An 11224-nucleotide genomic window follows, 5' to 3' on the forward strand; every position below is an offset into this window, starting at 1 on the left:
AGTGGTTATACCCGTTGACTATCCACAGCCAGCCCGGGCGTGTCGCTGTGCACATGTGGAAAGAGATCACCGAACTGCTTATCTACGTGGCATTGGGCTGCGGGGTGCAGCGATTCAGGCAGGATGTTGCGCATCGGGCCGTGCGCATCGTTGACGGTGATATCTGTGGCACCGGCTGCCACGGCGCCGCGGACGGCAGCATTGACGTCCTCCGCCATCATCAGCCGTCCACGCTCGTAATCTCGGCCAGCGGGCTGGACATCGTCGGCGTCCACCAGCCCGGTGATGCCTTCCATATCCACACTGATGTAGATCCGCACTGCGCAGTCTCCTCAAGCTTGATCGCTCAGGAGACGTCCGCCGATCTTCCCCCGGTTCCTTCACCAGCTTGCGATCAACTGCTTTCGGCCTGGACGGTAGGGCTCTTCAAGCTCCCGACCTGGCCCGAAGGGCTACTCGATGTGTCATGCGAGGCTCAAAAACAGCTTCAGAGCGGACACCGAACACCCCATGATGAGCGGCCTCGATAACCCGCTGACGGCCGCGGCGGAAGGTCGTGTCCTCCGGTAGTGGATCTCGGCTGAGTGCCGGGGAGGTTTCCGGCGCAGAATCAGCGGCAGAGCTCCATGATGGTGTCGTCGAATTCGGGGAACTCTTGGGTGGCCAGCTCGATCACGGTAGCGGCTGACCGACGCTGGCCCGGTGCGAACCGTTCAGCGATGGCCGTCAGATCGCGGTTGGGCCGCGGGATCCAGTCAGGCTCATAGGAGGTGGCTGCCTCCCGGGGGCCGAAGCCGCCGGCCAGCAGCCACAGAAAGTCGCCCAGATCGCGCGCGACAACACCCGTCTCCCCCTCGGACCCGAGGAAAACAACGGGTTGGTCGGCCAGTCGCTGGCTCGGGCGGATCAGCCAACGCCGCATACCCGCCCGAGCCATCCTGACCGAAGACGCGGAAGCCAGCGTCGTCCAGTTCGCCGTTTCCGGTCCATGCCCGGAACCAGTCGGTGGTCTCCTCAGCGGACAGGAATACCCCGAAAGGCTCGAAGTCGACCCCGTCACCGCCCGCGTAGTCAAACGATACGGCCATCGCAGCGGCGAGCGCGGCGGGGAACTGTCGATCATCGGCAGGCGTCACTCGCACAGGCTAGCGACATGGCAACCGGCCTCGCTCACGGGTCAGAGTCGCCGTGGTGTCCCTGAGTTCGCGATTCGGAGCCTTCAGATTTCCTGAACCCACGGAAGATCGGCTTCGATGCCTTCTACTGCATCCCCGGCCGCGCCCACGAGAAGGGCGGAGTCGAACACGAGGGCGGACGCTTCCGCCGCACGCACCTCGTCCCGGTTCCCGACGTTGCCTCGCTGAGCGAGCTGAACGAGAAGATCGCCGCGATCGACGCGGCCCAGGACGCCCGGATCCTGCCCGTCAGGCTGACCACCATCGGTTTCAACTTCACCATCGAGAGAGATCAGTTGGCGCCGTTGCCGTTCGAGAAGTTCGAGTGCGGCATCACGCTGACGCCGAAGGTCGCCCCGTCCGGCGCCGCGTTCTCGCCGCGGGCGGGAAGGTAGCGGGCTGCGGCTGCCCGGATCCGCACGAACGCGTCCTGCTGATCGCCCACGAGAGCTAAGGCGCTGTTGTCCTCAAGGTCAGAGACGGCGAGGTCTCCTGGGGCGACTTCACACACGCCTCGGAGGGCATCGCGAGGGCCGTCGGCGCCTACTTCCTCGCCACCGTGGACGGCCCTCCGGGCGAGCTGACACCCCGGCTGGACGCGTTCCGTAGGGGGCTGGCGGCAGTGGCCGCGAACACCCAGTAGCGTCGACCGCACAGCCGTGGTCGGGCCCACCGGCGCCATGGCCGGACCGACCGCAGCCCTGACCATGAGCCCGGCCACGCTGCGGCCGTTTCAACGCAGACGGACCACGGTGACCACTTCCCTGATGATTGAGCGAGTTCAAGCGTCAGGAGAGATCGTTGTTAGGCACGTGGCAAGTGGTGCGGGTACCGGATCCAGGTACGTGGGGGACGCTGCCCTCGGAGGGTGTGCTGGGGGTGCGGGATCTGCCGGAGGCTGTGGCCGCGATCGGCCTGAAGCCGGGCGACCCGGTGTTCGTACGGCCTGACGGGACGGTCGATGCGGATCTTCTGGATTTCGTGCGGTCGGGCACGTTCCGGAACATGGAGCGGGAGTCGAAGCGCAACTACTCGACGGACATGCGGCTGCTGCTGGATTTCCTGTCCTCGCGGGACGTCCCGTGGCGGCGCGCGACGCAGCAGGATCTGGATGACTTCCGGGACTGGCGGTGCGATGCGCCGCAGAACCCGGAGCGGATCAGTGGGACGAAGTGGGACCGGGAGGCGGCGGCGTTCACCAAGCTGTTCCGGTGGGGGAAGGTGCACCCGCTGCCGGTGGACGTCTCGCGGCGGGAGGACCGGGCAGCCGATTCGGTCAGCTCGCGGGTGTCGTGGCTGACGCCGCGGACATGGGGCCTGTGGTCCGACATCGGACTGCGCGGCCACACGCGGGCCGGGATACCGGGCCCGGGGTGGGACTCGCGGACGGAGATGCGGAACACGAGCTTCGTGCAGTTACTGCTGTCCTCGGCTCTGCGGCGGCAGGAAGGCGGGTCGCTGCTGACGTTCGAGCTGCCGACCCGGCGTCTTCGGCATGGCCGGTACTGCCACGGACGGATAGCCGGCGCGGTGACGCGCTCGAAGAACAGCCGGGTGTTCTACGCCTCGGTCGACGCGGTCGGCCAGGTCGAGGCGTACATCCGGTCCGAGCGGGCGTGGGCCGTCCAACGGGCTCAGGTCCTGGGCCGCTACGAGCGGCTGGCGCAGATGCGGCTGATCACCCGGGTGAGCGACGGGCTGAGGACGACAGTGGAGTGGGTCGACCGGAACGGCATCCTGGGCCGGCGGGAGCTGAGCCGACTGGACTGGGTTGAGCGGCAGTCGTTGTTCCTGGAGGGGCCGGATGGGCCGGAACCGGCGTATCTGTGGCTGACCGAGCAGGGCCTGCCGATGGCGCCCGAGCGGTGGAACGGGGTGTTCAGGGCGGCGAACCTGCGCTGCGAACAGGTTCTGCTCACCGCACAGGAGCGGGCGGTCACCCGGGATTTCCGGCTGGCGGAGGTACGGGGCAAGAGCCCGTACGCCACCCCGCACTCCACCCGGCACTCGGCGGCGCTCTACCTGCTGGTGCTGCTGAACGAGCTGTTCGAGTCCCGCTACGGGCTGTCGACGACCGAGCGGCGGGACTTCGCCCTGCTGTTCGGTGATCCGTGGTGGCTGGTGAAGACGATCCTGGGGCACGCGGACGTGGAGACCACGAAACGGCATTACCTCGCGCCGGTCGCGCATCTGCAGCTGGAGTCGATCCTGGCCATGGCGGAGACCGACGGCGGCCAGGGGCAGCAGGCTGGGGATATGGACGGCGTCTTCGCCCGGCTTGCCCGGGAGACGGCCGGGATCCAGGACATCGACGCTCTGCTGGGCACGGTGGCCTCGTGAGCAGGCGCGGACGCAAGGCCGTCCTGCCGCCGGCCGGGCATCGCACCGAGCCCCCGCTGGCCCCGGGCGGTTTCGTCGTGACGGTCACCAACAAGGCCGGCTACGGCAAGGCGTTCGACTTCACCGGGTTGCCCGTCGCGGGGCCGGTGCAGTGTTCGCTGGCCGCGGCGTTCGCCGCGCAGTCCCGCGGCTGGACCTGCCACAAGACCGCCGCGTCCTACTGGGCCAGGATCAGGGTGTTCGCGGCGTTCCTGTCCGGGCTGGAGGATCCGCCCGAAGACCTGGACGCACTGACCGCCGCCACTATGCGGGACTGGCGGGAGCGGCACATCGGCACCAACACCGGCAGGGGCACGCTGACCACGGTCCGCCTGGTGCTGCGGCGTGATCCCCGGCTTACCACCGGCCCGGTGGCGGAGGAACTGGCTCGCCGGATACCCCGGCCGACGCCGAGCAAGCAGCCCTACGGACAGGCCGAGCGGGACCGGGTTGTACTGGCCGCTCAGCGTCAGTTCCGGGCGGCCTGGCTGCGGATCGGCGAGAACACGCGCCTGCTGAACACCTGGCGGGAGGGCGGGGACACCGAAGGCAGCCATGAGTGGAAGGTAGGGAGGATCCTGGACCACCTCGCCCGCACCGGCGATGTCCCTCTGACCGTCTCCCCGAGCGGACGGGTCCAGGCGACGTACTACACGCTGCTGGGCGGCCGCGGCGTGGAGATGACCTGGGGCCGGCTGTTTCCGACCCGCGGGGAGCTCACCGCGCTGGCGGTGCTCCTGACCGACAGGTTCGGATGGAACCTGTCCCTCTACGACCGTCTGCCGGCACCGACGGCTGCGCCGTCCGCCGGCGGGAAGGCATCGGTGACCTACCAGGTCCAGATCGAAAAGCACCGGGCGGGCGGCGGGCGGTGGTTCTCCACCGAGAACATCACCGACTCGGGGGCCGACTCGCCCGGCCGACTCATCACCCAGGCCCTGGAAGTCACCGCTCACGCACGCGCGCTGGCCAACTATCTGAAGCCGGGCACCGATTTCCTGATGGCAGCTCACGCCTACCAGCGCAACCAGCAGCACCGGCACCTCGACCGGCCCGCGCCACTGGGACCGTTGGCCTTCGGCGTCTCCGAGCGCATGGCGCAGAGGTGGGCCCACAACCACAAGCTGGGCGGTTCGCCGTTCCAGCGGGCCCGCCGGACGACGGTGACCGACCAGGGCCGGCCCCTGCAGCACACCCGAGGCACCCATGAGAGCGTCTACGTGCTGCCGGACCGCCGGGTCCAGCGTGCTTCGCGTGAGGCGTTCGTGGCCGGCGCCCTGGAAGCTATGGAACAGGCCCGGACCGTCGTCTTTGGCGGAAAAGTCACCGACAGGCCGAACCCGGACCATCAGCAGACGGCGACGGTGGACTGCCAAGACGAGGAGACCAGCCCCTGGCCTGCTCCCGAAGGCGGCTGCGCAGCGGACTTCCTGCTCTGCCTGGCCTGCCCCAACGCGCACGTCCACCCCGGCCACCATCCCCGGCTCGCCCACCTGCACCAGCAGATCCTGAGCCTGCGGTCCGTCCTCGACGACGACGCCTTCGGTGACCTGTGGAGCGCTCACCTGCATCGGCTTCAGGACCTGCGCGGCAGAATCGGCCCGGCCGCCTGGAGCGCTGCCCTGGCCCGCGTCACCGACACCGACCGCAACATTGTCAAACTCCTGGCGAACAAGGACCTCGCCCCGTGACCAGCCCCGCCGCCGAGAACGACCCCTACATCCTGCCCTTGCCCGGCCCCGGCAGCCCCGTGGTACTGCCCCAGTGGATCAGCGCGGGAAACACGCACCCGGGCGCCCGCTACGCCGATGCCGTATGGCCGTTGGCCCCGCTCATCGACAATCCCGGCACCCGGCTGGTCAAGCTCCATTGGAAGAACTGCCCGGCCCCCCTGCTTGGCCAGGTGAAACTGGCCGCCTGGACGGTGATCAACGGCCAGCTTCGGCCCACCTACCTCCAAGGACGCGGCACCTCAGCCCGCCCCCGGGCCTCCGCGGGAGACATCCAAGGGACCTGCAACGAGTGGATGCGGCTGGCACGCTGGCTGCACGAGCGCCGCATCCCCAGCCTCGGCGACTGCACCGAGGAGGTGTGGCGGGCCTACCTGGACGACCGCTGGAAGAACGGTGTCTCCCGCCACCACGCGGAGAAGGTGTGCGCCTGGCTGTCGGATCTGTGGGCGTTCGACCAGCTCAGCGCCCGCCCTGCGGGGGTCGCCCGGCCTCCGTGGGAGAACGAGGGCGTCGACGACTTCCTGCCCGCGACCGAAAAGGCCGCGGGCGGGGAGAACACCACGGAGCCGCTGGACCCGCAGGTCCTCGGTCCGCTGCTGGTCTGGGCGATCCGGTTCGTCGACGACCTCGCCGACGACATCCTCGCCGCCTGGGCCGAACGCCGCCGCCTGACCTCGCTGGCCACGCCCGCCGGGGGCACACCCAAAAGCCGGGCGGCCCTTCAAGAGTTCCTGCTGCCCAGCATCCGGTCGGGCGGCCCGCTGCCCACCCTCCGGATGCACGGCAGACAGAGACTGGCCAGCACCTACATCTCCGCTCTCACCGGCGCGAGCTTCGGCCAGATCGACCGGTTCGCCAGGGAGCACCGACTGTCGTCCCTGGTCGGCGAACGGCCAGGATCGTGCCCGCTACAGGTGGAGGTCACCGGAAGGATCGGCGGGAAGCCCTGGCGCGAGCACATGGACTACGGCGAGGCCGCCGAACTGATGCGGCACCTGGGCACGGCCGCAATCATCATCTGCCTGTACCTGACGGGTATGCGTCCCCAAGAGGTCCAGGGCCTGCGGTCGGGCTGCTGCCCTGACCCCGAACCCGGCGCCGATGGCGCACCCGGACGGCACCTGATCCGCAGCCGGCACTACAAGAACGTCTCCGATGACGACGGCAACCACGTCTCCGCAGGCGCCCAGCGCGAGGTCCCCTGGGTGGCCATCACCCCGGTCGTCCGCGCCATCCGCGTCCTGGAACGCATGGTGCCCCCGGGCGAGCTCCTCCTGTCAGGCGCCCACCACGACTTCGCCGGACGGCGCGGCTACCCCGGAGTGTTGAAGTACTTCGCGCTGAACAAGCGCATAGAAGACTTCACGGCCTGGGCGAATCGCAAGGCGGAAGCCCAGGGCCTGTCCGGGCAGGCCATCCCCGAGGACCCGCACGGCAAGATCGGGCTGATGCGGTTCCGCCGCAGCCTGGCCTGGCACATCGCCCGCCGCCCGGGCGGCCTGATCGCCCTCGCTATCCAGTACGGCCACATGCGCACCGCCCTGGACGCCCGGACCTCCAGCGGCTACGGATCCCGCAGCCGCAGCGGCATCCACTCCGTCCTCGACATCGAGACCGCCCTCGCCGCCGCCGACACCGCCGCCGGGCTCCGCGACCAAGCGGCCGCCGGCGAGAAGATCTCCGGCCCGGCCGCCCGCCGAGCCCTGACCGCCGCCGCGACGACACCCCGGTTCGAAGGCAGGATCGTTCCCGGCACGTTCGCGAAGAAGGCCGCAGCATTCCTCGCCCGGGACGGCGTCGTCCTGTTCGACAATCCCGACGCGCTGCTGATCTGCGCGTTCAAACGCGAGAACGCACTGTGCGAACCCGCCCCGGGGGCGAACGCACCAAGGCAGTACGACTGCCGACCCGGCTGCGGAAACGCGGTCCGCACCGACACCCACGCCCGCCTCCTGCACGAACGAGCCGCCGAGATCGACCAGCTCGCCGCCGCAGCACCCGGCCCGCTCGCCCGCCGGCTCACCGCCAATGCCGACCGGCTCCGCGACACCGCCGCCACCCACAAGATGACTGCCCAGCCCGGGAGGGCCCTGACATGACCCAGCAGCCCCGGCACGACGACGAACGCACCCGCATCCGAGAAGCGATGGACCGGCTCCTGGCCGGAGCGCCCACCGTCTCCGACGGGAGCCTCACCGCCGTGGCCCTCGCCGCCGAAGCAGGCGTCCACCGCATGGCCCTCATGAAGCGGCACTCGGATTTGAAGAACACCTTCTACGAACGGGTCCGCGGGGAAACCGCGCAGGTCCCCGAATCCGAGAAACGGCTCCGGGAAACCGTTACCCAGCTCAGGAAGACGATCGTGAACCAGAAGGCGGAGATCGAAGAACTCCGTCAGCAGGTCACCCGTCTCACCCTCGCAAGTGCTGTTCTCACTCAACGAGAGGACATCCCACTGCGGCCTACACCGGACGCCGCGAATGTCATTCCGTTCCGCCCACCTACCGCCTGAGAAGCCGTGGCCCCATCGATCACGGCGAGCAGTGGTTCCAGTAGGGATCCGGTTGGGTTTACGGCCGCGACGGGCGTAGAACGAGGATTTCTGGAGTCTGCTTGGATGTCGAGATGACGAGTAGTTCCCCGGTTTCCCGTGCAGACGAGGCCGATTCCGGCCGCCTGACCTCCTTGCTGGACCGCGCCGCCACCGGTCGGGACAGTCAGGCCTGGAGCGACCTATGGACGGAGCTTTATCACAACGGCTCCCTCGACGTATCTCATCCACTGGTACTGCTTGCGCTGATGAACATGGCTGAGGGCGACGACGCCGACACGGCGGCTTCAGCCCTCCACCTGGCCGGTGCCCTCCTGGTTCAGGCCGACCAGCGATACGAGACCCGGAAGCTACGAGACCAGCACACACACGAAGTCGTACGCCTGCTGGCCGCTGCGAACCGGTGGCGGCAGGCCACCGCTGACCGGAATGACTACTGCCACCTGCTTGCGACGGTTCTGAACCTGGAGGGCGACATTCACTGGGCAGAGGACCTGACCTGGGGCATCGTCAGTGAGGAGTACGAGCTTGAGTGCCCCGATCCAGACGGCTGCGCGACGGTATGGGTGGTCATTGGTGAGCGGGGCTTCTTCAGCGCGTCGGAGGACTACGCCCTCTCCGACGATATCGAAACCCTCCCTCTTCATCCGGCCGCTCCTGGCACCCTCGACGGCCTTGGCCGCCGTCTCTACGAGCTAGCTCTGGCGGACGGCCACGAGGATGTGGCGCACGCCTGGACCTATGCCTTCGGCGAGGCAACCTGCCCAGAGTGTGAAAGGCGCTTCTCCGTCGTCAGACAGGTCGTTGCTCGTTCGAGCTGAGTGAGAACCAGTAACGAACGAGGCCGCCGCCGCGTCTCAGAGCCGTGCAATCAAGACGAAGAGTCTGAACACAAGAACTTGACAGGGAAGACCACGGCGTGGCGGTTAGTGCCCGCGAGTATTTCCACCACGAGACCGGGCGGCACGCTGCGGTAGGTGTCGCCTGCGTCCGTACGTTTCTGGGGCGCCGGTTGAGCGGCCGTCAGGTGTGTGGCGACCTGTGCCGCCAGTGGAGCCGTCAGCGCCTGGCTGAGCGTCGTACGGCCGTGGGTGCGGCTCTTCTTGAGGGAAGTTCCTGATCAGGCGGTGAGCTGATAGTGGTGCTGGTCGGGGGTGGGGTAGAGACGCTGGTGCTCGCGTTCGCGGTGGTAGGCCCAGTGAGTAGTTTCCATCCTGATTTCGCAGGTCACGAGGCTGGCGTGGGCCGGGGGTGACGTGCTCGTGCTGGTCGTGAGCGTCATCGGCTGGGCGAGATTGTCTGTCACCTCTGCACTTCGCTGTTTGCCAGGACGAGAAGGGCCCGCAGGAGGGTGGTCGCGTGGCGGGCGTTCATGCGGAGCTTGGTGATGAAGCGCCAGGTCTTGAGGTTCGCGAAGCCGTGCTCGACGGCGGCACGTTCGCGGCTGAGCAGGCGGCTGGCTTCCTTGTCGGCGTCGGTCAGCCGGTGGTTCCGGGTGGCCTTCCGGCCGGTGATGATCACCGGGTTGTCGGGGGCGTCGTCCAAGCCGACGAAGCCGAGGCCGGCCAGGGCGCCGAGCCCGGACTCGCGGAGGTGTTCGGTGATCTTGTGGCGGGCACTGGTGATTTCACTGGAGCGTCCGGGCTTGGCCGCGGAGATCCAGATCAGGTTGCCCTTCTCGTCGGTCAGGGCGAGAAACAGCAGGCCATGGGCCTTGTGCTTCCCACTGTAGTTCTTACGGTTCTCGGTCCCGGTGCGGCGGCGGGTGCGCACGAGGGTGCCGTCCCTGATCGCCCACACCAGGACGATGCCCGATGAACCACCATCGCCCGTCGGGGCGAGGGCGAAGTTGAATGCCTCGAAGGCGAGCCCGTACGCGTCGAGGTACTCGCGGACCGTGGACCGAATGGAGGCCGGCACGGCCGACAGTGCCGGCCGCAGGGCCGCGGCGAGACGGACGGCCTGCGAGCGCGGTCGTCGCCCCGGAGATCAGGGTGGCGCAGACTGCGAAGAGCGCTGCGAGACCGTCCTCAACCAGCTGTTTGAACCAGGGGGATCCCTCACACGCGCTTCACTGACCCTCCTCATCGACGTGCTTCACTCTCGGATCAAGATCAACATCCCGACCGGATAGGCCGACTGTGAACATACGCACGACCGGACGAGCAACTGCAGCTGCCCTGCTGTCCATAGCGCTCCTGCCCGCCACCGTCGCCAGCGCCGGCGCCGCGCAGGCCAAGACGGAATCGCCCACGCAGAAGCTGACGATCGGCGAGCAGACCACCGATCCGCAGAAGGTGCGGGAGTACTGGACCGCCGAGCGTGTCAGCGCCGCCCTGGCCAACGAGAAGAAGGACGAGGCCGTCTTCAACAAGAGGGCCGCAGCCGGGGCGAAGACCGAGGGCCGCGCCCCGGTCAAGCAGGTTCTGCCGGCGCAGTCCAGGACCGCGGTTTCCAACAAGACGCTCATGTCTTTGTCCACGGCCTCCGCCACGAGTGTGCCGGAGATGCCCTACGCCCAGCCGGTCCCTTTCCCGCAGACCCAGCCCGCCGTCGTGGTCGGGAAGATCCTGTACACGGCCAAGGACGGGTCCAAGCACGGCTGTAGCGGGTCGTCCATCGTCACCGCCAACAAGAACACCGTGTGGACCGCCGGGCACTGCGTCCACCCGGGCGACGGAAGTGGTGCGGAAGGCTTCTACCCGGAGATCGTGTTCATCCCCGGCTTCAAGAAGAACGAACAGGCCCCCGAGGGCTATGACGCCCCGTGGGGCAAGTGGGCCGCCAAAGCGAAGGTCGCACCCACCTCGTGGACTGCTGACGGAGACGTGCTCTGGGCCGACATGGCGGCCTTCACGGTCACCGCGCCGCCCGAGTACACGAACCTGACCGACACGGTGGGTGCCCTGGGCTACAACTTCGGCTCCGGCCCCGACTGGTCGGACATCATCAACTCCGGCTTCCCGGGCGAGGGCTACCAGCGCACCGACATGGACGGCTACACGCAGTTCTACTGCACGGGCAACGCCGAGGACGCCAACCCGTTCCTCTTCATCGATGAGCGGCTGAAGTTCGACTGCGACATGGGCCACGGTGCTTCGGGCGGTCCGATGGCCACTCCGGAGGGTCAGATCGTCGGCACCAACTCGCACGGTGAGGGCGACGACCCGAACACCACGACGGTGCCGATCCTGTACAGCTCGGCGCACGCGGACAACGCGATCGAGGTGATCAACGCGGTGGGCGCGCTCAGCTAGCAGCAGGGCGCAAACAAGTGGGCCCCGGCCGGATCTTGAGTTCTAGTGGTCGTTGCAACACCCCAGCTCAGGGGATGCAATGGACTTCGAGATACGCAAGGACCGGGGGCCGCAGGGGCGAAGGAAGCT

Annotated in this window: 9 protein-coding genes and 2 pseudogenes; 6 read left to right on the plus strand and 5 right to left on the minus strand. The window is 68.1% G+C overall.

Going from position 1 to position 11224, the window contains the following annotated elements:
- Window positions 1-92: 92 nt before the first annotated feature.
- The 3 genes and pseudogenes from AB0D57_RS45850 to AB0D57_RS45860 all read right to left on the minus strand — a co-directional run.
- Window positions 93-320 (minus strand): annotated as a pseudogene (locus AB0D57_RS45850) (M55 family metallopeptidase); the annotation flags it as partial.
- A gap of 290 nt (window positions 321-610) precedes the next feature.
- Window positions 611-1136: pseudogene (locus AB0D57_RS45855) on the minus strand (SMI1/KNR4 family protein).
- Window positions 1137-1467: 331 nt separating this feature from the next.
- Complete coding sequence (locus AB0D57_RS45860; protein WP_362088458.1) at window positions 1468-1686, minus strand: hypothetical protein; 219 nt, start codon at window positions 1684-1686, stop codon at window positions 1468-1470.
- Between the two features lie 494 nt (window positions 1687-2180).
- On the opposite strand from AB0D57_RS45860, the gene AB0D57_RS45865 reads away from it, so the two are divergent.
- The 5 genes from AB0D57_RS45865 to AB0D57_RS45885 all read left to right on the plus strand — a co-directional run bounded on the left by AB0D57_RS45865 (window position 2181) and on the right by AB0D57_RS45885 (window position 8659).
- The gene (locus AB0D57_RS45865) at window positions 2181-3515 is read left to right on the plus strand and encodes an integrase (protein ID WP_362088466.1); all 1335 of its coding nucleotides are present in this window, start codon (window positions 2181-2183) and stop codon (window positions 3513-3515) included.
- Window positions 3512-5245, plus strand: coding sequence for a hypothetical protein (locus tag AB0D57_RS45870; RefSeq protein ID WP_362088459.1), 1734 nt, complete (start codon window positions 3512-3514; stop codon window positions 5243-5245). The genes AB0D57_RS45865 and AB0D57_RS45870 overlap by 4 nt, the downstream gene beginning before the upstream one ends.
- Complete coding sequence (locus AB0D57_RS45875; protein ID WP_362088460.1) at window positions 5242-7386, plus strand: integrase; 2145 nt, start codon at window positions 5242-5244, stop codon at window positions 7384-7386. The genes AB0D57_RS45870 and AB0D57_RS45875 overlap by 4 nt, the downstream gene beginning before the upstream one ends.
- The gene (locus AB0D57_RS45880) at window positions 7383-7799 is read left to right on the plus strand and encodes a hypothetical protein (protein WP_362088461.1); all 417 of its coding nucleotides are present in this window, start codon (window positions 7383-7385) and stop codon (window positions 7797-7799) included. The genes AB0D57_RS45875 and AB0D57_RS45880 overlap by 4 nt, the downstream gene beginning before the upstream one ends.
- Window positions 7800-7900: 101 nt before the next feature.
- Entirely contained in the window at window positions 7901-8659 is a 759-nt protein-coding gene (locus AB0D57_RS45885) for a hypothetical protein (RefSeq protein ID WP_362088462.1), read from the plus strand.
- A gap of 299 nt (window positions 8660-8958) precedes the next feature.
- Here the strand turns inward: AB0D57_RS45885 and AB0D57_RS45890 are convergent, their stop codons facing one another.
- Complete coding sequence (locus AB0D57_RS45890) at window positions 8959-9144, minus strand: hypothetical protein (RefSeq protein WP_362088463.1); 186 nt, start codon at window positions 9142-9144, stop codon at window positions 8959-8961.
- Complete coding sequence (locus AB0D57_RS45895; protein WP_362088464.1) at window positions 9141-9758, minus strand: transposase family protein; 618 nt, start codon at window positions 9756-9758, stop codon at window positions 9141-9143. The genes AB0D57_RS45890 and AB0D57_RS45895 overlap by 4 nt, the downstream gene beginning before the upstream one ends.
- A gap of 221 nt (window positions 9759-9979) precedes the next feature.
- Between AB0D57_RS45895 and AB0D57_RS45900 the strand changes: the two genes are divergently transcribed.
- A complete protein-coding gene (locus AB0D57_RS45900; protein ID WP_362088465.1) occupies window positions 9980-11095 on the plus strand; it encodes a hypothetical protein in 1116 nt (371 codons plus the stop codon).
- Window positions 11096-11224: the final 129 nt, after the last annotated feature.

It is taken from the genome of Streptomyces sp. NPDC048275, from assembly GCF_040652275.1.
Lineage (GTDB): Bacteria > Actinomycetota > Actinomycetes > Streptomycetales > Streptomycetaceae > Streptomyces.

Excerpts from the sequence above, each read along its gene's own strand:
- AB0D57_RS45880 (WP_362088461.1), top strand. The coding sequence starts at position 7,383 with ATGACCCAGCAGCCCCGGCACGACGACGAACGCACCCGCATCCGAGAA.
- AB0D57_RS45865 (WP_362088466.1), top strand. The coding sequence starts at position 2,181 with ATGGAGCGGGAGTCGAAGCGCAACTACTCGACGGACATGCGGCTGCTG.